Annotated in this window: 25 protein-coding genes; 18 read left to right on the top strand and 7 right to left on the bottom strand. The window is 39.6% G+C overall.

Annotation, left to right across the window (positions count from 1 at the left end; all coding sequences use genetic code 11):
* The first annotated feature begins 13 nt into the window (after positions 1-13).
* The 4 genes from V1500_RS12370 (at position 14) to V1500_RS12355 (ending at position 2691) form a co-directional block, all read left to right on the top strand.
* Positions 14-754 carry a ZIP family metal transporter gene (locus tag V1500_RS12370; RefSeq protein WP_409305810.1) on the top strand — a complete coding sequence of 247 codons (741 nt, stop codon included), beginning with the start codon at positions 14-16 and terminating at the stop codon, positions 752-754.
* A 75-nt stretch (positions 755-829) separates the two neighbouring features.
* Positions 830-1432, top strand: coding sequence for a branched-chain amino acid aminotransferase (locus V1500_RS12365; protein ID WP_409305809.1), 603 nt, complete (start codon positions 830-832; stop codon positions 1430-1432).
* A gap of 176 nt (positions 1433-1608) precedes the next feature.
* Positions 1609-1701 (top strand): hypothetical protein, encoded by a 93-nt coding sequence (locus V1500_RS12360; protein ID WP_409305971.1) that lies wholly within the window; start codon positions 1609-1611, stop codon positions 1699-1701.
* 165 nt (positions 1702-1866) lie between these two features.
* Complete coding sequence (locus tag V1500_RS12355; RefSeq protein WP_409305808.1) at positions 1867-2691, top strand: aldo/keto reductase; 825 nt, start codon at positions 1867-1869, stop codon at positions 2689-2691.
* A 108-nt stretch (positions 2692-2799) separates the two neighbouring features.
* Here the strand turns inward: V1500_RS12355 and V1500_RS12350 are convergent, their stop codons facing one another.
* Both V1500_RS12350 and V1500_RS12345 read right to left on the bottom strand, forming a co-directional pair.
* Positions 2800-3264, bottom strand: a complete 465-nt coding sequence (locus tag V1500_RS12350) for a hypothetical protein (RefSeq protein WP_409305807.1) — start codon at positions 3262-3264, stop codon at positions 2800-2802.
* Positions 3265-3277: 13 nt separating this feature from the next.
* Positions 3278-3694 carry a hypothetical protein gene (locus V1500_RS12345; RefSeq protein ID WP_409305806.1) on the bottom strand — a complete coding sequence of 139 codons (417 nt, stop codon included), beginning with the start codon at positions 3692-3694 and terminating at the stop codon, positions 3278-3280.
* A 231-nt stretch (positions 3695-3925) separates the two neighbouring features.
* Between V1500_RS12345 and V1500_RS12340 the strand changes: the two genes are divergently transcribed.
* On the top strand, positions 3926-4687 hold the full coding sequence (locus tag V1500_RS12340; RefSeq protein ID WP_409305805.1) for a hypothetical protein: 762 nt from the start codon (positions 3926-3928) through the stop codon (positions 4685-4687).
* A 46-nt stretch (positions 4688-4733) separates the two neighbouring features.
* On the opposite strand, the gene V1500_RS12335 is transcribed toward V1500_RS12340, so the two are convergent.
* The 3 genes from V1500_RS12335 to V1500_RS12325 are packed head-to-tail and all read right to left on the bottom strand — an operon-like array spanning position 4734 to position 9049.
* Positions 4734-8393, bottom strand: a complete 3660-nt coding sequence (locus V1500_RS12335; protein ID WP_409305804.1) for a copper oxidase — start codon at positions 8391-8393, stop codon at positions 4734-4736.
* A 19-nt stretch (positions 8394-8412) separates the two neighbouring features.
* The gene (locus V1500_RS12330; RefSeq protein WP_409305803.1) at positions 8413-8712 is read right to left on the bottom strand and encodes a hypothetical protein; all 300 of its coding nucleotides are present in this window, start codon (positions 8710-8712) and stop codon (positions 8413-8415) included.
* 22 nt (positions 8713-8734) lie between these two features.
* Positions 8735-9049, bottom strand: a complete 315-nt coding sequence (locus V1500_RS12325; RefSeq protein ID WP_409305802.1) for a hypothetical protein — start codon at positions 9047-9049, stop codon at positions 8735-8737.
* A 339-nt stretch (positions 9050-9388) separates the two neighbouring features.
* On the opposite strand from V1500_RS12325, the gene V1500_RS12320 reads away from it, so the two are divergent.
* Positions 9389-10138, top strand: a complete 750-nt coding sequence (locus V1500_RS12320) for a hypothetical protein (protein ID WP_409305801.1) — start codon at positions 9389-9391, stop codon at positions 10136-10138.
* Positions 10139-10260: 122 nt separating this feature from the next.
* Here the strand turns inward: V1500_RS12320 and V1500_RS12315 are convergent, their stop codons facing one another.
* On the bottom strand, positions 10261-10950 hold the full coding sequence (locus V1500_RS12315) for a hypothetical protein (RefSeq protein ID WP_409305800.1): 690 nt from the start codon (positions 10948-10950) through the stop codon (positions 10261-10263).
* 358 nt (positions 10951-11308) lie between these two features.
* A complete protein-coding gene (locus tag V1500_RS12310) occupies positions 11309-11455 on the bottom strand; it encodes a hypothetical protein (protein ID WP_409305799.1) in 147 nt (48 codons plus the stop codon).
* A 61-nt stretch (positions 11456-11516) separates the two neighbouring features.
* Here V1500_RS12310 and V1500_RS12305 point away from each other — a divergent pair, with 61 nt between their 5' ends.
* The 12 genes from V1500_RS12305 (at position 11517) to V1500_RS12250 (ending at position 23563) form a co-directional block, all read left to right on the top strand.
* Positions 11517-11648, top strand: coding sequence for a hypothetical protein (locus tag V1500_RS12305; RefSeq protein WP_409305798.1), 132 nt, complete (start codon positions 11517-11519; stop codon positions 11646-11648).
* A 472-nt stretch (positions 11649-12120) separates the two neighbouring features.
* Positions 12121-12903, top strand: a complete 783-nt coding sequence (locus tag V1500_RS12300) for a sulfite exporter TauE/SafE family protein (RefSeq protein WP_409305797.1) — start codon at positions 12121-12123, stop codon at positions 12901-12903.
* A gap of 15 nt (positions 12904-12918) precedes the next feature.
* Entirely contained in the window at positions 12919-13506 is a 588-nt protein-coding gene (locus tag V1500_RS12295) for an SCO family protein (protein ID WP_409305796.1), read from the top strand.
* Positions 13507-13684: 178 nt separating this feature from the next.
* Positions 13685-14224 carry a hypothetical protein gene (locus V1500_RS12290; RefSeq protein WP_409305795.1) on the top strand — a complete coding sequence of 180 codons (540 nt, stop codon included), beginning with the start codon at positions 13685-13687 and terminating at the stop codon, positions 14222-14224.
* Between the two features lie 23 nt (positions 14225-14247).
* Positions 14248-14844, top strand: a complete 597-nt coding sequence (locus V1500_RS12285) for a kinase (protein ID WP_409305794.1) — start codon at positions 14248-14250, stop codon at positions 14842-14844.
* A gap of 73 nt (positions 14845-14917) precedes the next feature.
* On the top strand, positions 14918-15781 hold the full coding sequence (gene galU, locus V1500_RS12280; RefSeq protein ID WP_409305793.1) for a UTP--glucose-1-phosphate uridylyltransferase GalU: 864 nt from the start codon (positions 14918-14920) through the stop codon (positions 15779-15781).
* A 316-nt stretch (positions 15782-16097) separates the two neighbouring features.
* Entirely contained in the window at positions 16098-18362 is a 2265-nt protein-coding gene (locus V1500_RS12275) for a class I SAM-dependent methyltransferase (RefSeq protein ID WP_409305792.1), read from the top strand.
* Positions 18363-18385: 23 nt separating this feature from the next.
* The gene (locus V1500_RS12270) at positions 18386-19942 is read left to right on the top strand and encodes a methyltransferase domain-containing protein (RefSeq protein ID WP_409305791.1); all 1557 of its coding nucleotides are present in this window, start codon (positions 18386-18388) and stop codon (positions 19940-19942) included.
* A gap of 30 nt (positions 19943-19972) precedes the next feature.
* Entirely contained in the window at positions 19973-20932 is a 960-nt protein-coding gene (locus tag V1500_RS12265) for a DUF4915 domain-containing protein (RefSeq protein WP_409305790.1), read from the top strand.
* Positions 20904-21869, top strand: coding sequence for a sulfotransferase family protein (locus V1500_RS12260; RefSeq protein WP_409305789.1), 966 nt, complete (start codon positions 20904-20906; stop codon positions 21867-21869). The genes V1500_RS12265 and V1500_RS12260 overlap by 29 nt, the downstream gene beginning before the upstream one ends.
* A gap of 21 nt (positions 21870-21890) precedes the next feature.
* Positions 21891-22565 (top strand): sulfotransferase family 2 domain-containing protein, encoded by a 675-nt coding sequence (locus V1500_RS12255; protein ID WP_409305788.1) that lies wholly within the window; start codon positions 21891-21893, stop codon positions 22563-22565.
* A gap of 191 nt (positions 22566-22756) precedes the next feature.
* Complete coding sequence (locus tag V1500_RS12250; RefSeq protein ID WP_409305787.1) at positions 22757-23563, top strand: PHP domain-containing protein; 807 nt, start codon at positions 22757-22759, stop codon at positions 23561-23563.
* Positions 23564-23667: the final 104 nt, after the last annotated feature.

The following is a 23667-nucleotide window of genomic DNA, read 5'->3' as shown; positions in this document are numbered from 1 at the left end:
GGAGGAAATGAATATGTGGACTGCAGCAATGTGGGGAGGCATTTCCGGCACTGCGGTTTTGCTCGGTGCCTTAACCGCCATTTTCTTTCCTATAAACCGAACCATAATCGGTTTTATCATGGCATTTGGTACTGGGGTTCTAATAGGTGCAGTAGCATACGAATTACTTGAGGAACCCGTTCAAGAAGGAGGGATGGTTCCAGTATCAATTGGTTTTCTAGCAGGTGCGGGAATTTTCACGGCGTTTGATTATATGGTGTCCCGTAAAGGAGCCCATAAAAGAAAACGATCCGATGCTACCAGAGACGGTAGCAAGGCCGGGCTCGCCATTTTTATCGGGACCGTTATGGATGCAATTCCGGAATCCATCATGATAGGATCCAGCCTGACAGTAGAAAAAAATGTCAGCTTCCTTCTAGTAACCGCTATATTTATCAGTAATATTCCAGAGGGATTGTCAAGTACATCAGGATTGATTAATAGCGGATACTCAAAATTAAAGGTGTTTTTTCTATGGTTTACCGTTATGATCATTTCAGCGATCAGTTCATGGGCAGGCTATTTCTTCTTAAGTGATGCATCCGATGCTGTCATGGCTGGGATTGCCTCCTTCGCAGGAGGTGGAATTATTGCAATGATAGGCTCGACGATGATGCCAGAAGCCTATGAAGACGGAGGACCTGTAACAGGATTAATAGTTGCATTAGGCCTGCAGGTATCGCTCCTGCTTAATTTCTGGTCACAGCTTCCTTAATATACAAAAGTATGCCAAAAAAGTTATAATAACTGTGTATTTACCATTTAAAAATAACTACATATCGGAGGAAACATGCTAAAAGATACATTTCGTCAATTGCTACAATCTAAAGTAACAAATGATAACAACACTCCACTACCGCTTTACAAAGAAGAATCAGAATTTGCGGAAAAGCACGGCCTAATTACGGATTTAAAAGTAAATATTATTGAAACAACTTCTAATGACAGGTTTGAAAATGCGTATATTGAACGCAGTGATAAAGAAAGTGAGAATACGATTTCAACTGAAGAGTATTTATTTTTAAACCAACCAGTGTCACATTTTAAAAAAAATATGAACGAATTTATATATGTAGAATCCGATTGGTTCGAAATGTTGGGTGTAGATGCAGTATCACTGGAGATAGATGACATATTTGGCACATATGATGTGTTACTAGGCCTAAGGCTGCAAAAAAAACTTGAATCGGAAATAAGGGCTTATATCCAAAAAAATATGCCAGAGGAAGCACGGTATAGCTTGATGTTCAATAATGATGAAGGGCTGTGGGAATTGAATTTCTCATTGAACTTCGTAGCAGGCTTTAATGAAGACATGTCCATTGGAGATGCATATAAAATGATCTATCTCTTTTTATTTAAGCTGGTGGAAGCAGCTGAACAAGGCAGATAATTGCTGATCCGGGCCGCCTTATGCCCGGGAATTTTGCCCTGGTTTGAAATGGACAAGAGGTGAAATCTCTTTTGGAACAAAGCGATATCCATGCTTTAAAGGATTTCATCCAAAGGATCATGAAAGAGAAGAAAATCCCCCGGCTGCTGATGCTCTAAGTCGGATTTGTTCGGGATATAGACACAAAAGAACCTGTAACTACTGAAACGATATTTAGAATTGCATCTGTCACGAAGTCCTTTACTGAGAAGGCAAGTTACCCGCTATAGGGAGCAAATGCATTAGGCAGGTTATTAAACCGACTCAGTTTTATTTCACCGAAGATGACAAAGCTTGGGCAGTTATGCTCGGTGCTAAGACGGCAGCAGCGGTAAAATGAAATTTTTCGTTACATACCTTTTTATACGAATATAAAATATTGGGGAGGATACAAGATGGCCAGAAGCTTGGAAGACTGTACAACACTTCATAACGGGGTACAAATGCCCTGGTTTGGACTGGGCGTATATAAAGTGAATGAAGGACAGGAGGTTGTCCATGCCGTAAAAACAGCAATCAACCTTGGCTACCGAAGCATTGATACAGCTTCATTTTATAAAAATGAAGAGGGCGTGGGACAGGCCATAAAAGAGGCAGGTGCTCCCAGGGACCAGCTTTTTCTCACTACGAAGGTGTGGAATACAGAGCAAGGATTTGATTCTACATTGGCTTCCTATGAACAGAGCATCAAGAAACTTGGAGTGGATTATGTGGATTTGTATCTCATCCACTGGCCAGTTAGCGGGAAGTATATTGATACATGGAAAGCCCTTGAGAAACTTTATAAGGAAGGCCGGGTTCGAGCTATTGGCGTAAGCAACTTCCATATTCACCACCTGGAAAAACTGCTGGAAGAGGCTGAAATAATCCCTATGGTGAATCAAGTGGAATATCATCCTTTATTGAATCAAAATGAGTTGCATGCTTTTTGCAAGACGAAAAGCATTCAGCTGGAAGCTTGGTCTCCATTAATGCGGGGACATCTGTTTGATCATCCGGTTCTTAGGGAGATTGCTGAGGACCATCATAAAACAGTTGCCCAAATTGTGCTGCGCTGGGATTTGCAGAATGAGGTTGTAACTATACCAAAATCCATCCATGAGCAGCGAATAACAGAGAATGCTGACATCTTTGATTTTGAATTGACACCTCTGGAAATGGACAAAATAAATTCCCTGAATGAAAATCGTCGGATTGGTTCAAATCCAGATGATTTTTAATGGAGCACCATATTTATTGAATTTATTATGATAAGAATCTGCCACTAAGGAACTATGCCATTCTTTTAAGGATGGCTTTTTTCTTTTTATGAATGCGACTTTTCCCGGTTAAACCCTGAAACTGAAGCGCAGGAGCAATGCGGTGAGTACGGAAATGGCCGATAGAAAACCCGTTATAATTATTTTATTCATCAGGAGCATGGAGGTGAAGGAAGAGGGCAGACCGCAGAGGGCAGGATCCGCAATTACTGCTGCCAGCATAGTTCCCATCCAGGCTCCTAACATTCCATAGAATACACCTAATAGTAAAGAGTGAAATTTTATTAGCAGCCCGTAGCTAACACCCAAAAATACTCCTACAGCTGTCGATAATAGAATACCGTTCACAAGCGATGGAGAAAACACAAAAAATAAGAGTGTACCTGTGGACAGACTAAATACATATGCAGATGCAGATGTAATAGTAGCCCCATAACGATCTGTGAACAAACGCCGCTTTTTAGCAAAGTTGTTAAACACGGAAAAAGGGATGATCAAATTAACTGCAAACATAACGTACAAAAATAAATTCATCGACAGTTCCACCTCAAGTTCTTTTAGCAGAACTAAGGACAAGCATTAAAGTAGCCAAAAATAATGCCTCTACGAGAAGCAGGAATAACCCGCTGTTTTTAGCTATTGCCCCAATCATCGGAGACATGATGCCTACCATTAATCCATTCGTATAACCAGATAAAAGGGTTTGATAATCGAAAAGCCCTCCAAACAAACTCCCAGTTATCATACCCACAAAAGCTGCCCCAATCGTAACATATACAAAGTAAAACGGAAAAACATAAATTAAAATGACTCCAGCAACTAAGGCAAAAAAACCTCCGGAAACCATTGAAATAGTCATTCCCAGTTGAAAACCGATCAGTTTTCTTCTTTGGAATAAATGACTATAAACTATGACAATGCCAATCACATTGGTCAAAAACAAGAGAATGTAAAATATCAACACGCTAAATCCCGCCTTTTGGTTCTTTTACCTGTGCAATCATGATATGCAACTGCCGATAAGATGGGAGCATTGGAAACTAAAAAATCGAACAATACCGCCTATTTAACGAAATCTTTTAGAGAGAGTAAAACACATGAAAACAAGTTTCATAAAATAACGCAAGGATCAAATAAATTGAGCATTCCTTTAGCAGTGATTTACATTCCCTATTATCTGACAGGAGGACGATGAATGACAAAGCAAATACGGCTGGATGAATACACCAAGCTTTTATGGGAGAGACGGAAACAGGAGGAGAAGAAGGAAGACATCATAAACGAGATGAATATAAAGGAAGGCAGAGGGCTGACTTCGCCACACAGTGCTATGTCCACTGAGGAACTGCGCCTTTTTATGGAGTATATGGAACAGGCTAACACCAGAAGTATAACCAATGCACAGCCTGACAGAAAAAAACCATTGGTTCTGAGAAAATTCTTCAAGTCCAAACGGAATCAACAGGTAGAGGTTTTCTCGAAAAATGGCGAAGAATCAATCCGAACACTTGGGAAGGTTAGTGCGATCGGTCGTGATTTTGTCATGCTTACAAATTTAAAGGATAGGATCTGGATTCCATATTCAGCCATAGTCTCAGCAAATATACCTACGGGTATGCCTACTTATTCCAATACGCATCAGCATTTTTTATACGACAATGATTTAAGGAAGAAGCTGCTCACTAATTTTGGCGAGACAGTTGCAAAAAGGGATATTTTGATTCAGCAATTCTTTGAAGAAACGCTCCTTACAAATTTAGATTCCTGGAAGGGAGCATGGGTTGAGGCCAAGATTGGCCAAAGTGAAATTTTGGGTAAAATACAAAGCTCGAACCAAGGGAAGTTGACGTTATCTTTCTTCAATAAAAAGCATGTTGTGCCAATCGACAGGATCACGTCTATACGCAACATCCGATGGTTCCAATTAGCCTCCAGGATTTGGAGTAAGCGCAAATGAAAAAGACAGCTGCCGATAGGCGCTGTCTTTTTACTGTAAATTGTTATCAGTCATTTAGTTTAGGCAAGTGAGGCTGTAAGGTGCTATGGACACGCAGGATACCCCACATACCTTGTTCAATATCCCAGCGTATATTTCCAGCTCGATACATATAGTCACCTGGAAAATTAAATATGCCACCCGCTCCACCAATAAGGAGCAGGTCTTCATCATCTCCGGCAATCAGGTGCCCGACAAAGGATTGGACCCTTGAATCGATATCCCTCGGATCGAATTTCCAATAATGTCCGTGAAGGTGGAAGGTGTGGGTCCTGCGGCGTTCAGATGGCATAGCCAAACGAATGGTCACTGCTTCCCCCGGGTACGCCTCGAATACTGGAGTTGCCGGGTCACCGAACTTCTTTGAGCTGAAAAGATCAGCCAGGACCGGATGTTCCCTGAACCGGTTTATCAATCTCTCTGTACGGTAATTGAAGCCCCTTGAACCATAATCATATGTGTCCACTTCGAGATCTTTACGGTCCGCGGCGTCAGGTTCAGGAATAATACCGGCAATCGGATCGACAATCAGCTGCCCATTTTTGTCTACCAGGCGGACACCGTCATGCATGATGAGGACAAATTCTCTGGATTTCCCAAAAAGCGGGTGGCTCAGAATTACATTTGCCCCCGCTTTTACAGGCTGCAGAGTAGTTGGATCCAGATATGACATAAATCTTGGTTCCATAATAAATGCGCCAAACGCACCGAACGACCTATGGTTACGTAAATCTGCGACATCCCACATAGAACAAGCACCGAATGCACCATCGACATACCATCTATAGGTAATGCTCTCTCCAGGACCCACAGTTTGATCTGGATTGAATCCTACTGTATCTCCGCTGGAGGTCTTCACATCATAATCAAGCAGTGTCGGATGCAGGGATATTCGAAGCGAGGGGGGATAAAACGCCTGCTGTTTGACCGGAGGGTAGGGATGGATGCCATCCTGGAACGGAAAAAGTTCAAATTTCAGCTGGCTTGTCAATGTTACCTCTACCAGGTCTCCTGCATTCCCCCTTAGGACAAGCGGCTCGGGATTCTTTCTGCCACAAAGTATGTCATCCACATCTTCCTGAAGTGCAAATACAATGCCATACGGGTCATGGTCACCATATGAGTTGTATATAATGGGTGTTTGGAACGCAACGACACTATACCTGCGTACAGGAGCATTCGGGTCTGCTTCAGGCGGCAATGAGTCTTGCGGGTTCGCCAATGCAGGTGGTTTACCAGTCGGAACAGGAAGGGGACTGGTTCTTGGCGGCGGTTCCGGCCTGTCAGAAAGCGGGATAAGGTCTTCAACCTTCTGGTCAAATGCCCTGATCAGGCCCCAGGTTCCATTCCAGACATCCTCTTCATCTTCAAAGGCCCAGAGATAATCTCCAGAGAGAGGAACATACATTTCAAGAGTGAAGGATTCCGATATGCCGATATGCTGCGTCGCTGTAAGGGCTGAATCATTATCTCCCCGTTCAATCTGCCATTTCAGTCCGTGCAGGTTAAAACTGTGGGATTCCTCCTGCGCCCCCTGAAGAAGGCGGATGCGGATCGGATCTCCCTCGTAAGCCCGCAAAATAGGGGTTATGGGATCTCCATTAACATATGAACTGAAGGAATATGCCGGATCACAGTCTGCCCCCAATCGGAATTGTAACGGTTCATTTTTATAATTGACAGCGAACAGCCCCGGGTCATCCTGTGAACCTGGAAAATCCGCTGGCTGAAGTGGACAGCCATCCTTATCGAATAGGAAAGCAAAGTCATGGACGAATAAAGCAAAGTCACGGTAATCAGGTATGAGCGGATTTTGAACTGTAATCTGGGAACCCCTGTCTGTTTCTTGCCCAGTTTTTGAGTCCAAAAATTTTGAAAAACGGGGCTGAATGACCGTGGTTCCAAAAATCCCGTGCTGCTGGTGCGACACAGCAAATAGATGGTCGTGCAGGAAGAATGCCTTTAGCTCCGTGTCTGCATACCATTCATACCTGATTGTTTCACCAGGAAGCACGCTGCTGTCATAGTTCCAGCCGACATTTGCTCCATCCGTGACAAGGACATCAAATTTCACAAAGTGAATATGGAACCCTTGTTCATATGTTCTTGTAACGAGCTGATAGGCATCCCCATCAAGTACATGCGGACACCTGTTCGTGAAATTCATTCTGATACAGGAACCTGCAGGGACATGAAGGACGAGCGGTTCTGGTTCTTTCCTTCCTGACAATACATCATCTAAATCTTTATCAAGCACATAGAGCCTTCCTTTGGGATCATTCCAGCCCTGTTTATTATATATGAGCGGCATTTCGATAACGGAGGCGTCAAACTCAACAACAACAGGGTTACCGAGGCAGGGATCCGTAAAAACAGCGCCGGGCCTTGCGTTTGGCACTGCCGCATTTCTTTCAAGTTCTGTCATATCCCTGCCGCCAACAATGCTCAGCGGCGGTCTAGGGGCTTTGCAGCCAACCTTTCCAGGGATAAAATTAGGGAACCCGGGCCGTTCCTTTGTAGGCCGTGGAGGTGCAGGCCGATCCGGCAACGGCTGAAGCGCTGCAATAGGAACTCCATTAGGATAGCACTGGCTGCCATCCTGAAGGGTATCGAATATCCGGTTGATTCCCCACATCCCCGCTTCAAAATGCGGGTACAGGTGGCAGTGGATAATTACATCACCGATGGTTCCGGAAAGGCTTCCGAACCCATACAACGGAATCACATTATAATGGGACTGCGGGCTGATTGACTGTGCGTCGATTATTTCAGAAGAGACATTGTTCGGATCCTCAAGCCATTGATGGGCATGGTAATGGAAAACATGTGTCTCTTTAGATGCACCATGGATAAGCCGGATGACGGCAGGATCATTTCTGTAACCTCGAAGAATGGGTGTGGGAGGGTCTCCAAAAACCCAGGAATCATGATGGACTTCTTCCCCGTCGCACTCAGGGCATACAACGCCTTCTTCAAGCAGCCTCTTTCGGTTACTCAGCGGTTCATATCTATAGTTTACTCCGTGGAAGGATTCTGCCTCCTGGTTCGTTTGTGCATTGAGCGGCCTATTGCCAGTTAAATCGTCTACTTCCATTTCATCATGGAAAAACCATGCGAATTCCCTGAACGATGGAAGAAAAGGGTGGTGTATATCTGCATACAAACCGCTATTCAAAGGTCCTCCGGTAACAGGGTCTGTCCAGAATGAGCCACGCCTTTCTACCAGCAGGGCTCCAAATAAACCCTGAATGCTGGAACCTTCTTCGGTACTTGAGACATTCCCCAGGTCCGTAAAAAAGAAAATTCCTTCCCTTGTGGCACTGATCTGGTAAAGAAGCTGTTCACCGCATTCTGCAAGAGAGCTCGGATTAAGACCGACATTAGCTCCATCTGAAATTTTAACATCATAATCCGCTTCCTGAAAATGCATGCCAGCTGCAAATGGCAGCTGATTTTCAAAAAGGATTTCCACGATATCCCCTTCGTTTGCCCGAATGGTCAGGGGCTGAACAAGCTCAACAGGTGTAAAAGGATTTTTCCTAATGAGATCCTTGACCTTCTGTTCATTTTCTTTCAAAACATACATTCGTCCATCCGGATTGTGGTCTCCGAAATTGTTAACAACAATCCGAACTGGAATAGCAACAACATGAAATCTCCTTAACATTCCTTTCCCCCCGGCACTATTATGTCAAGTCCCTTAATTCCGGAATTTGCGGTTCTCCAGGACGCTCAATATAAAATATTTCTATATTATGAATATGGATAAACCAGTTGCGATTTTCCAATTGCGAAAAATGCGTCGTTTCCACTTCCAACTCCACATGGTCATCCATAAGACCGACAATTCTGCCAATGAACAAAAAAGGAAATGATGGCATCAAAATGAATGCTTTTTGTCCGATTCCATCCGTAAAGTGTTCCACTAATGCCATATCATGTATTTTATTTGTATCAACCATGGGCTGCTTTCTCTTGCTGCTCATTACAAAACCTCCTCGAAAAAAATTATATCAGCGGTATTCTTGCCTCACAGTCAAAATCAGGAGTAAATTGTGCAATCTTTTCAAAAGGAATTGAAAGGGGAGTAGGAAATCTAAAAAATGGAGCGTTAATCATCTTAATATTTGCCGGATAAATTGTTAGATGGCCGGGTTCTACTTCTACTATCGGTCCGCAAAAAATAGGACGGAATGTTTGGCCCAGCAAATTCAGCTGAGCGGATTCAGTCACTACCAATACGGAACTGCCAATCAGTTCACTTAATTGCCTGTAAAGATCATCTTCATTTTCCCTGATATCCGTAATTTCGTTTTTGTTCATAAAACAACACTCCTCCTTTATAGAAGTTATGTTGTCATCATATTCTCAAGTAAGTGCAGTGGCACTAGTATTTGACTATTAATTTGAGGGGTGCCAATCTATTTCTTGAAAATTGTAGTGTAAAATGAAGGCTTATTGGTTTAACTGCGCCTTTTTTCATTGATTGACGGCACTTGTACAAATAATGAATTGCCTGTCACATAAAATAATGTATACATTGTAAGGTTCTGCCACCAAATCAAACGAACTCTTTATTGATAAGGGGGAGCGTGATATTCCATGCCCACGGTGATTACTATGATGGACGGACAATCCTAATAATCAAAAGGAGGTGTTAAATTGAAAAACAAAAAGCCAACTCGTGAATTTTGCTGTACTGAAAGCGTTCCGGCCTATGCGGCGGACGAATTTTGTATACCTGAGGATTGCTGCCCGGACAAGCTGGAAACTCTTAAATATCCCTCTGCGACAAGCTGTCTTCCACCTGACGAAACAGAAGAACTGGAGGCACGGATAAATGCCGCAAATGAATTGCTACTTGACCTGGGCCTGTCTGAAGAACGTAGAAATGAACTTAGAAGGGAAGAAGCCAGGAGAGAATCCTTCAATGGTCTAATAGGACAGAATGTCAGCGTTGGATTGGATTTCGGAGAAACTCAAAATCGCAATGTGCAAGGAAGGGTTCATTTATCAGGACGAAATTTCTCCATTTTGCGAAGAAAAGGAAAACAAATTCTCATCCCGCATTTACAAGTCTGTTCAATAAACTTGCAAAATCGATTTGCAGTACCGGAAGAAAAGCCTCATTTAACAGACATAGAGCCTTGTTTGAGAAGGGCAATTGCACTTAATTTTGGTCAAGTTGTGTCACAATCCCCGCATCTGATCCACATATTTTTCGGATTAACTCTTAGGATTTATCTCCAGGCTTTCCTTATTGATAAGAAAATATCGATTTTTACAGCGGAGCAAGAAATTGCTGCCAGGCTGCAAAAGGTAATGGAGGATTCTTTGTTAGTTGAAATCAATGAAAGTTTGCAAAACATTCCACTTACTGACATTGTGTTCATTACGACAAAGGATCAGTAAATGTTATATTTGAACGACTGTAAGCTTTTGACAGTCGTTTTCTTTTATATAGGAGTTTTTTTAGAAATGGCCGAAAAAAAGCTCAAAGCGGATACAGGTCGCTCTAAGCTTTTGCTTCTATATTATGAAGAGCATTTTTTCTTACCCTTCTTATATTTCTTACATTTCTTATTTTTCTTATTTTTCTTATTTTCTTTAACTTCTACCATATTTACATATTCAGTTGGAATGATACGAAATTTATTAGTGCGTTTTCTTTTCTTTTTCTGATTGTTATTTTGTTTGTTTAATTGTTCGATGTCGCTTTGTTCCTCATTCGATTGTTCGATGTCGCTTTGTTCCTCATTCGATTGTTCTATGTCGCTTTGTTCCTCATCCAATTGTTCGATGTCGCTTTGTTCCTCATTCGATTGTTCGATGTCGCTTTGTTCCTCATTCAATTGTTCGATATCGCTTTGTTCCTCATTATTGACTTCAGTTTCAATATCTTTCAATAATTGGACTTCCACATAGTCAGATCCGACATAACAGATGACCGCATGGAATTCTTCACATTCACTGCCGCATTCGGTTTTCATTTTCACCTCATGGCCAATCAATTGGCGAAGGCGAAAGGCAAGTCCTGTTTGCAGTCCCCCTAATCGGAGCTGAAAATGGTCCCCGCAGATAGAGTGATGGCCGAAGTGATTTCCGAAGTGGTCATCTCGATGACCGTGTTTATCGAATCCAAAGCCTTCATGGCATTGGTGATGATGATCATGATGAAAAGGTTTATGGCACCTGTCACAGTGCGTCTCATGGAAATGTGTCATAGTTTTCCCTCCATTACTAATGATAACGAATTTATTTCCGCCGCTTTGATCGTCCTTTGCTCGGTAAAACTACCGTGTTTTCACTTTATTCATATTGGCGCTCGATTCGTTTACATCTTGCTCAAAATGCTATTCTTCATCTTTATTACGAATTTGGAAGTCTTTCGTAGGTTCATGGAGTTATTTTTAGCGGGGATAGCCTGTTTATTGGCTTTTCGGCTCCAATGATACAAAATGAACCAGGTTGACAGGAAGAACAACAATGAATGGATTGCCGATTATTAAAGTTAGCTTTTTTGTTGAAAAGAACTACTCAAAAAATTGCTACAATTACAGGAATGCTGAGGGGTAGTGGATGTTACGTAAGTGACTCTGATTCAAGCAGGCCCGGATCCAAAACCACCAGAAAACGGGCTTCTATTTTTATAATTCTTTTGAACCATACTTTGTTGTTCACATCTGTTAAAGCAGGTAGAGAAATTGTCAGCCTAAAGGTATGACACATATTTCAATACCTCCTATATTCATAAAATCTTCCTGTTTTTTTTCGAGGTTATGCCGGCAGCATGTACGAGAACAAATATCTGGGACAGCGGATGATATACATTGATTTCCTGCTTCCATTAAAGACTAAAATCGTGAAAATGGCCAAAACGATTGAAACTGCTGCAGCAAGTAAAACAATGGGATTGACCTAAACACCTCAAATGGCTATGGCAATAGCAATCTAAAGGATTGAATCTGCTGCTAATACAGAAACAACTGCCAACCTCACGATGCACGCAACACTCCCTGTAATCATGTAACTGGCAATTTCGTTTTCTTTTATGGCCCAAAATTTGCACCCCTTTCAATGTAAGATAGTACATCTTATGTCAGAAAAAAAAGGGTGAAAGGGACAAGTTTCACTAAGAGTACAATTTTTTTCGTTTCAAAAAGAACCTAATGGATGGACAATACCGAAATTCTGCAGAGCCGCTAAATGATTAAATGCTTAAACAGATCAAGGCTGATTCAGCCGATTCAGAGTACAGTTCAACCAACGGAAACCAGTAAATGTCTGGGAGGTAAAAGCTAAAAATTTGTAATCCCCTCCATCCATTCAACGCATATATTATACAGTGCCTTCTTTACTGGAGGGCTTAAGTCACGCTTCGGCGAGGTGTGTGAATGGACATAGAAATCATGGTAATGGGTTTTGGAGTAGGCTGTTTGGTCGGGATGACAGGGGTAGGAGGAGCATCGCTGCTTACTCCAATATTAGTTTTATGGGGAATTAACCCGGCCATCGCTATTGGCACGGATTTTGCTTATAACACGGTAACAAAACTATTCAGCTCGATTCAGCATATAAGGCAAAGGACTGTAAATTTCCAGCTTGTAAAATATCTTGCATTCGGCAGCCTGCCAGCTGCGATAACAGCTAATATAGTTTTTTATTCCTTGCTGTCCAAACGATATGATGAAGACGTTATTGTATTGGTATTGGGGTTTGTACTGACTATTGTTTCACTGATTTCGCTTTTTCAGTTTATCCTTGTACCTAATCCTACGAATCCATTTAAATTGAAGCCTTTATCGGAAAAACGAGTTTTTACGATTGCAGCTGGCATACTGATCGGCGCCATTGTTGGAGTAACCTCCATTGGTTCAGGAAGCCTCTTTGCCTTATTAATCCTGTATTTCTATAACATAAGGTCCTCTGAATTGGTAGGAACAGACATAACTCATGCCTTTTTACTTGTTTTTGTCTCCGGCCTGCTGATGGCTGGCATGGGCCATATAGATTTTCCCTTAACGGGTAACCTTCTCTGCGGATCCGTACCTGGAGCCATCATCGGCAGCAAGTTATCCACGAAAATACCACAAAAAGTAATGCGGATTTTATTTGTTTCGATTATATTAATCAGCGGAATTACACTGGTTTCCAAATACGTTCCTGGTCTTTCATGAGAGGAGAGGAAGCATGTGAGAAGTACATTCATTTTTTTTGCTTTCCTGATATTGTTCAGTTTGTTATTAATACAGGTTTTACCGGAAAAAGATACTCTGCCAGTATTAAAAACAATCGCCCCTTTTGAGATGTCAAATGTTCATGATCAACAAAGCTATAGATTTAAAGAAGGAAAAATAAGATTAGTAACTTTCTTCTATACGAACTGCCCGGATGTATGTCCATCTACAATGAATGATCTGAAAACTGTACAAGAGGAAATAAAGAAACACGACTTATTCGGGTCAGAAATTCAACTTATTTCAATTAGCATAGATCCTGAAGTAGATGATGCAGAAACGATCAGAAATTATGCGGCCGCGTTTAAGGCAGATCCGTCTGGATGGATATGGTTAAGAGGCTCATTACAAGAAACGAAAACAGCGGCCGACATGTTTCAAATGAACTATACCAAAAACGAAGATGGGTTCATTGCCCATAGTACAACTATGTATCTGGTCGACAAAAAAAATAGAATTAGAGCAGTCTATGACATGGCAAACTCATCAAAAAGAGTAGCATTTGAATCTATATTCCATGACATGAAATCCCTGGTTGAATAGCCATATGACTCCTAATGGCTCCATATGGCAATTTAACAATATAAAGGGAGCGGCATGTATATTTTAATATCTCACATCACACAGAATTAGATAATTGTTCTAGAACAAAACCAGCATTCCAACAATAAAATACCTTTAGGATGTTTGATATTTGATAAGAAGGGAGTGTTTCCATAAGTTGAATAAAAGTTCAATCCTGTCAGATTCAGAATTAGCTGCTATTACACATTGGATATCAAGCATAGAAAACATCGCTCAATTCCAAAAAAAACAGAGAATAAAAATGGCTAAGAAGTGCATGAAGTTAAATTATAAAATTATTGGAAAAGGCTGCAATCGCATAGTATATGAGCTGAATGATCAATTTGTTATAAAGATTGCCATTTCCGTATTAGGCATTGAAAATAATCTATACGAACATCTGTTATTCAAATATTGTCCTCCCCCAATACGTCATTATTTCTGCCCGATCATTGAAAAAGGGGAAGGCTGGATCATCATGAAAAAAATGATGAATTGTGTACCGGAAGGTGAACCTTTCGACACGAAGATTAATAAAATGATAGAAAATTTACAGAATGGGGGAATTGAAGCCAAAGATTTAAAAAGGGGAAATATGGCGTTATCTAAATCTGGTGAGATCGTTTTGCTTGACTATGGTAATTTTAGTATGCCTTCGAAAGGGATTATTTATTTTCCAAGAGGTAAATGCATTTAAAAATATGTATAGGGCGGTTAACAATGAAAGAACTGGAATCAATAATAATTTCGGGAACAAAAGGAAAACAGGTAGAAGTGGTTGATAATCCGTCTCCATATGAACTAATTGGAAAAGGTCTTCAGGGAGCAGTATTTCAATTGTCTGAAGACAAATGCGCAAAAAAGTTCGCCAGGGATGAGGATGCTTTGAAAGAGGCTAAATCTTTAAGCATATTGCAGGATTCTCGTATTGGTCCCAGAGTGTTTGAATTTGGAAAAGATTATATCATTATGGAATATTTTAATGGGCCCAATCTAGAAGATTATCTAAAATCAAAAGGCTGTATCACAAAACATATTACCAAACAAATTATATTTGTACTAAATGAACTAGAGCGCTTAGGATTCACTCGGGTAGATGCACAGCTTCGCCATATTATGCTAACTGAGGATGAGGAGCTTAAGGTAATTGATCATGTAAACTCACGAACTAAGATTCGTAAGAAACCAAATGCAATATTTAAGGGTTTAAAAAAGCTGGGTTTACTATCTGCGTTTTTACGCAAAGTGAAAAAGATTGATTCTAGTTTATATGAGCAATGGACTAAAAGCACTAAAACGGATTACCCCTTTGAATAGACAATTTTAACATTCCTTCGACTCTAAAAGATGTAAAAACTCCTTACTATTTGAACAGAAAGGCGGAAAAAGTTTGAAGGTAAAAAAAGCTGTTATTCCGGCAGCAGGATTAGGTACGAGGCTTTTACCCGCAACAAAGGCGTTGCCTAAAGAAATGCTGCCGATCATTGATAAACCGACAATACAATACATCATAGAGGAGGCAACAGATGCCGGTATTGAGGATATTATTATAGTTACCGGAAAGGATAAAAAAGCGATTGAAGATCATTTTGATTCCTCATTTTTATTGGAGCAGACCCTAAAAAATAAAGGAAAACAAGATGAATTGAACCAAATAATGAATATTTCACAGATGGCCCACATCCATTATATTCGCCAGAGTGAACCTAAGGGCTTAGGACATGCAATTTGGTGTGCAAGAAAATTCATCGGAAATGAACCTTTTGCTGTTTTGTTAGGTGATATTCTTGTTGAAAGCAATAAATCTTGTTTACAGGAAATGATGGGTTCATATTCTAAGTATCGGAGTTCAATAATCGGTGTAACGAGGGTGGATACTGCGGATGTACACCGTTATGGAATTGTTGATATAGAGAATAAACAAGGCGACATGTATAAGATTAAAAACTTGGTGGAGAAACCAAATAAGGAAGATGCGCCTTCGAATCTAGCTATATTTGGAAGGTATATTCTGACTCCAAAAATATTTGATTTATTAGAAGTTCAAAAACCAGGGATAGGAAATGAAATTCAACTAACTGATGCACTTTCAGCCTTACTTCATCATGAGGATGTCTGGGCTCAGCTTTATTCCGGGAAAAACTATGATATCGGTGAAAAAATAGGATACTTGAAAACAATAATAGAATTCGCCTTGCAGCGGGAAGATTTAAAGCATGATTTAAAGCCATTTATCAAAAATTTGAGCTTATAAAAATCGCGCATTCCAGTTTCGCTATTTATTTTTGGGGACAAGTTATGTTTTAAGCTCCAGAACAAATAGTCTACTAACCCGGTTCAAACTGAATCATATCGCATAGGATGCTTGTAGGTTAAGTTGTGAGGATAATTTTTATAAACAGCTGCAATGAAAGGGGAGTGAATGCGTGGGTCATCTGAAAGATAAATACGATATCAATTATTTCCTGGGCGGAATGGATTCCTTGTCACAATCTCCGTACGGGTTATCGGGATTCCTCGAGTTTAAGGAACACAGGATTCAACAGCGCTTCACCGGGATATTCAAATTCATGGAGTCGGTAGTCGGAAGCTTTGAAGGTAAGAATGTTTTAGAAATTGGATTTGGCAGAGGTGAATTAATTTCTCTTTTTATAGAAAATAGAGTGAACTTCTACCACGGGATTGATTTTAGCAGTGCGGCTTTTGAAATTGCGAGTAGATACAGCGGCCCTAAAATAAAATTAGAAACAAAAGAGGCAGTTGAATTAGACGAAGGTGATGTCTTTGACATCATATTAATGAATCATGTTATAGAACATATTCCAACATTTGAAATGGATGCACTGTGGAAGAAAATCAAACGCCTTTTAAGCCCTTCCGGATTCATAATTCTAGGTACACCGCTTTACGAAAATCCAAATGTAGTCGATCAAAACGAGATAACCAATGAAACAATGGGAATGTATTGCAACAAGCAAACACCTGCATCTATCGTAAAAATATGTGATGATCTCGAATTTTCTCTCAATAAATGGGAGGATAATTATTTTGCGCTAAAAAATGGATTGAATGACACAAATGAAACAATAAAAAAAACATTAATGAATCAAGGGAAAACAACGGAAGCTGGCAGACTTCTTATTGGATGTGTAGCGGAAAATAATCCTAAATATCAGCGTCAAGCATTAAATTTAGTTAAATCTATCCGTTGGTTCGGCGGGGAAATGGCAGGATCAAATATCTTTGTGTGTGTAGTTGATGAAGCAGACCCATGGTTTGTTAAGGAACTTCAAAGATGGGGAGCCTTCGTGCGAGTGGTCCAGCGTTTTAGCGACATACATCCACCTTCTAACAAGTTCAGGTTCCTGGAACTTGCGGAGTCCGAATTTTATGACACTATAATACTCATGGACTGCGATACTGTCTTGGTGGAAGACCCGTTTAAATATATCAAAGGAGATAAATTTCAAGCTACTATGGCAGGAAAAGGGAATATTTCCCACGAAACCTTCAAAGGACTTTTTGAGCATTATAACTTGGAATTACCGAATCAAGAATTTGTAACAACCATTACTGGTGTTCCTACAATCTGGTACTGTAATGCCGGTGTACTGATTTTTCCTAAGAATATACTGAAAAGCTTTTTACCAGTCTGGAAAGATTATGTGTTTGATTTGTATATAAATAAATCCCTTCTTCGCGGCAAGTTCTTTTTCTGTGAACAAGTGGCTCTGACGCTTGCCTATTTTTCAAAACAAATACCATTTGAAGAGTTGCCTACGGAATTAAACTTCCATCTACTTCCCACTAATCAATATACCCGCAGACATTCTTACCCCTATATCATTCACTATCACAAACTATTCGACTCCAATGGGTTTTTATCCGAAATGAGCCATGATCCTAAATCATTGGAAATGGTGCAAAAATTCAACACTCGCCTTCGACAAGAGTTAACAGAACAACCTTTCTCTTCACCGGCCATGCTAATGAATAAGGTTAACGGCTGTAATGAAATCAAGACCAATAACTTGATTGTGACGGGAATACCAAGGAGTGGCACTACTTTAACAACGGCTCTCATTGATAGTTTGGAAAATACAATTTGTTTAAGCGAACCTCCATGGCAAGGACAGATTTTCAAAAAAACAGAAAATATTTCCAAACTTGTGAAGCGATTAAAAAAAGACTTTATTAAAACACGAGAAAACATTATCAACAAAAAGCCTATTGAAGATCGCCGTTCAGAAAGCGGGAATGCTGTAACCAATTACATTCAATATACAGACGATGGCAAGGCAGTTAAGAATAAACATTCGAATAAATTTATCCTTGAAGCCAAGGATCACGATTTTTTACTGGGAATGAAACAAAATGCTCAATACAGCAGTATATTGCCAGCGTTAGCAGAAGATGATTTTTTCTCCATTATTGCGGTCGTCAGGCATCCTATCCCAACCATTTTATCATGGCAAAAAGTAAACTTCCCTATTAGCAAAGGAAGGTTGCCTGGTGCTGAACTTTTTTGGCCCGAAATTAAATCGATTTCCAAATCCGAGGAACCCTTATTGATCAAACAGGTGCGGATCTTTGATTTATTTTGTGAGCGCTATTTATCACTGGGCGATAGAATTTGCTTAATCAAATATGAACAGTTATTAGACTCACCAGCAATTCTTGAGATGATTACAAAAAAACAATATAACGCAATAATCGACCTGACGAATCAGAACAAGAACCGCCATTATGATTTCCAAATGGTCAATCAACTCAAAGATCATTTGAAATTATATGCACCAAACGCATTAAAACTGTATAGCCTGGATGATTATTGATTAAAAGCAAAAGGAGTGCAAGAATGGCTGAGTTCATTGAAAAGTATACAAAAGATTATTGGTTAGCCGAAGACCCATACAAAAAAAAAGAGGGTAACCGGCACACCTCTGAATTTATCTCTTTCATTGAAGAATTTATAACGGTTCTCGACCAAAAGGACATCCTGGAAATTGGATTTGGTACCGGAGAATTAATTCCATATTTGATTAATAGAAAAATCGCTAGCTATTCTGGTATTGATTTTAGCGAATATGCCTTTTCAGTTGCTTCAGCAAAATATACAGATGCTCGAGTCGAACTGAAACTGTCAGAAGCAAAAGATTTGGCTGAAGAAGACACGTACGACGTCATTGTGATGGACGATGTTATACAGCATATCCCGGTGTATGAAATGGAAAGTGTATGGGAAGGCGTTAAACGGGCTTTGCGTCCTGGAGGATTTATCGTTCTGAATACCCCGTTATTTACAACTCCAAATGTAAGTGATTACACTGACGGAAGCTTTGTAACAATGGGAATTCACTGCAACAAACAAACAAAGGGCACCCTTTTAAGAACATGTATTGAACATGATTTTGTATTGGCAAAAGTAAAAGGGAACCATTTTGGATTGATTAGGAAAGCCGATCTTTCTATTTTCGATGAGGATCTTAAGGATAGATACGTAAGATGCCATGAACAGGAAATATTATCATTGAGCTTTCCGGTAGATAATCATCCAAAACCAGATACAGGTTTTGGACGATTAGTAATCGGTTGTGTTACAGAAAATAACCAAAAATTTTTCGATCGTACCTTAAGATTAGTTCAATCGATTCGTTGGTTTGGAGGCAGCATATCCGGAGCTAATATAATCGTTTGTTTTGTAGATGAGGTAAACCCTGTATATGTACAAGAGTTGAAGAAGTGGGGCGCAATTATACGCATTGTCCCAAGATTCAGTCCCTTACACCCTCCATCGAACAAATTAGAATTTTTAAGATTAAAGGAAATAAAATCCTACGACACAGTCATGCTTTTAGATTGTGATACAGTCATCGTACAAGATCCAGCTTCCTTTATCGATGGAAACCATTTACAGGCAAAAATGGCAAACGGCTGCAGCGTATCTTATGAAACCTTTGTCAGCTTGTTTGATCATTACGAACTCAAAATCCCCGGTCAGAACTATATTACCTCAGTCAAGAAACAACGAACTATCTGGTATTGTAATGCCGGTGTGTTAATATTTCCTCAACCTATAATTGAAGAATTTTTTTCAATATGGGAAAAATATACAAATGACCTGGCAAACAAACCTTACCTGATGGGGGAATCTCATTACTTTTGCGAACAGGCCTCTTTAACACTTGCTTTTGTCAAAAATCCTGTACCTTTTAAAGAGCTAACAAATCAAATGAATTGTCCAGTTAGAGAGCCCGATTACGATCCAGTAATCATTCATTATAGAAACGCTGTAACAGAAGAAGGGTATTTGAAAATAAGAAAGAAAAATATGGGAAATTTTATAAAATCCAGATTTGAAATGTTCAATGAGCGATTAAGAAAGCATCGCGAAGAATTTGGTTCGACATTATGAAGGTCCCAAAAGAAAGGAGCATCTCTTGATGTGGAGAAAATATTCATTGATCATACGACTATGCAATCATTACAAAAAATAGACTTTGAATATTCTTCCCTGAATCAGGTAACCACATATAGCGTTAGTGGACACAAAACTTCTTATTGCGAGGACCTGCTTATAACCGTTGGACGGGGCAACGGAGGGCTGTATTTATATAACGCCGGCAATAATAGCCTTGAAAAGAGGTACAATGGAATTTTTGCAGGCCTTACCAAATATAATGATGGTTATTTGGCGCTAAAACAGCCCAATCAACTTTATGTACTTGATGTTAATTTGCAGCTGAAATCGATAAGGTATATACCGGACAACGAGTTCGGAGGTTTGCATGATATAAAGCTATCGGGGGACTATGTTTATATTGTAATTTCTACGCAAAACAAAATACTGGCTTTGCATAGCCGGACATTAGAGCCAGAATTCGAAATTGTATTATCATCCTCGGAGCGTGATCTGCATCATATAAATGATCTGTTCATAACAGATGATAGCATTTTAATATCCATGTTTTCTTCTTCTGGCGGTTGGAAAGGCAAAGATCCAACCCTTTGGGACGGGGCAATCGTTGAGTTTAGGCGTGATGGATTCATACCAAAAGGCATCATAATTGATAATCTGACAGCTCCACACAGCATTACCTTGCACAACGGTAAACTAGTTTTTTGTGATTCTTTAAATCTAAATGTCTCACAGTTTGATATCATCACCAAACATAAGTCTGTTTTGGCGCAATTTAATGGATTCACTCGCGGAATCTATTTTGATCAAAATATTTTAGCTGTCGGCCAATGTAAGATGAGACACTTACAAAGAATGAATCAAAGGTACCCAAATATTTCACTTGATGGGGGTATTCATTTTTTTGATTGTGATCAAAGAGATGGCCGGTTTATTAAATTACCAGTAAGTAACCCTTATGCAATTGTTCCTTACACAATTACGTGAAATAATGGAGGAATGTTTAGTGATAGAGAATAAAAATACTCTGGAAACGCCGATTTTTGTTGTTGGCTGCATGAGAAGCGGTACGACTTTGATATCTAAGCTGCTCGGTGACCACCCCGATATCATCCATTGTCCATTTGAGCTGAAGGAAATTTGGTCCCGGGCAGGCAATGTACCCATGTCTTCACCAAAAACCCAGGATACAGCATGTCCAAGTTTAACCGAAAAGGATATCCAGCCAGACCAACTGGAAGCATTGACAGAGGCATTTAATAAAAAAATGCAGAAAGTCTGTAAAAGGAAGAAAAAAAATCCGAATGGTTTGTTTTTAAATAAAAACCCACACCTATGCAATAAACTTCCTTTGGTAAATGCATTATTCCCCAATTCGCGTTTCATTTGGATATATAGGGATTTGCCTAAGGTAGTTGCAAGTGTCAAATTGCTTTTTAATGACAATTCACATTATTGGCCGGAAAAGGAAGATCACAGTGCACGCTGCTGGATTTTTCACCATGATAAACAGCCGGCAGAATATATGAAAGGTTCACGTTTTTTCCCAGGTGGAGATGCGAAATATTTGGCTGAATACTGGTATGAAAACAATAAAGCGGTTTCTCAATTTTTACAGTTGATTGATCCTGATAGATTTCACATTGTGAAGGAAGAAGAATTAACTAAAAATCCTGCACAAGTAATAAGTTCCTGTTTCGAATTTTTAAACGTTAAAGAATATGTACCTGTAAAGCTAATTGAAAAGATAGACAGCAATCGTAACAGCTTATGGAGTAACAGACTAAACAAAGAGGAATTACAATCTTTATTAAATTTCATTGAAAGAAAAGGCGATAAAATAGATGAAATTTTTCCAGATAACGACCTTTACAAGAAATATAAAAATGAAGTTACATCCGCTCTAGATACAATAAGCCCTTGAGAAAGCGAGGGAGAGAACAAAATGATCGTATCTCATAAGCACAAATTTATCTTTCTAAAGACAAAAAAAACAGCAGGAACTAGTATCGAAATATCATTATCCCGGTATTGCGGTCCAAATGATATCATCACACCTATCGCTCCTGAAGATGAAAAAATCAGGGCAGGCCTTGGTATTAAACCGCAAAATTATATAGTACCTTTCGACGGCACTGCTAAAAATAAAAGAAACGAAGATGGGAATATCGTATTTTCCAACCATAATAAAGCGAAAAGTATAAGAGAAATCCTGGGGCAGGACGTATGGAACTCCTATTATAAATTCAGCTTCGACCGAAGTCCTTGGGATAAAGTCATTTCATATTACTATTTTCGGATGGCCAAATCAAATAAAACCATAGATTTTGAACAATTTTTAGAAAAGAAAAAATTCAAAGGATGTTACAATTATCCTATTTATACCATTGATGACAAGTTAGCTGTTGATTTTTTGGGGAAATACGAAAATTTAGACCAGGATTTAACAGCAGTTTGCGAACATCTTGGATTGGCATATGATGGCTGGCTGCCAAATGCTAAAGGAAATTATAGAGAAAAAAATAAACGAAACTATCGAAATATGTATAATAACGAACAGCAAAAATTAATCGAAAACTTTTTCAAAAAGGAAATTGATATACTAGGTTACGAATTTTGAAGAATTCTTGAAGCAAATGACTCTTTGGGAATTTCACCTTTTGCCCCATCTATGTATATCACTTTATGCCGTAGCTTTTTTTTGGGTCGCAATCTATAATGCTTGGCTTTATTTATATAGAAGTGGTAAGTCATGAATCGATCTTCGATAAGGAATTTAAGACTGATAAACAGGATGGAGGAGCAAATTAAATGGATTTAAGGAAAATAATAAAATCCGGCTCATTTGATTTACATTTACACACAACAGCTTCGGACGGCGAATACCCGCCAGAAGAAGTTGTAAACAGAGCATTTCAAATGGGATTGAAAACAATCGCCATAACAGATCACGATACATTAAATGGCGTTCTGCCTGCAATTAAACAAGGAGAAAAGCTGGGAATCCACATAATTCCAGGTATAGAATTAAGCACCACATACGAAGGAATTACGGTCGACATTTTGGGTTATGGCGTAAAATCATCTGAACAATTGAACCAGTTATTGAAGGCTTTAAGAAATGAAAGAGAAACCAGGGCTATAAAGATTATTGAAAAGTTCCAAGAAATCGGAATGCACATTACTATTGAGGATGTGATGAAATTTAGTAAGGGAGAAGTGCTGTCCAGACCGCATATTGCCCGTGCAATTGTTGCACATGGATATGTGGATGAATATCAGAAAGTATTTGATTTGTACTTGGCAGATGGCAAACCATGTGCAGTAAATAAAATGATAGTTTCACCTGGAGATGGACTTAAGTTTATTCATGATGCAGGTGGGAAAGCTATTCTGGCTCATCCTGTGGTGCTCAATGAAGCACTTATTTCCGAGTTGCTAAAACTACCCTTTGACGGGATTGAAGTTTGGCATAGAAGGCATGGGATCGAAGAAATTAAAACCTTCAAAAGAATAGCCCAGGAAAATAATCTAATTATGACTGGTGGTTCCGATTTTCATAATGATTCTCATCAAATTGGAAGTTTTGGATACAGTGCGGAGCATCTTTTGGATTAATGCATGGTAAAAAAGAATGCCTGTTCAAACCCGTAATTTTAAATGGAAATAGGTTAATTAGGTGCTAGTGATAGGGTGACTATGATATTAATAACATCCAGGCA

Origin of the sequence: Peribacillus sedimenti (assembly GCF_046237635.1) — a bacterium.
GTDB classification, from domain to species: Bacteria; Bacillota; Bacilli; order Bacillales; family DSM-1321; genus Peribacillus; species Peribacillus sedimenti.
The sequence above is the reverse complement of the archived record's forward strand: the minus strand, read 5'-3'. Positions and strand labels throughout refer to the sequence as shown.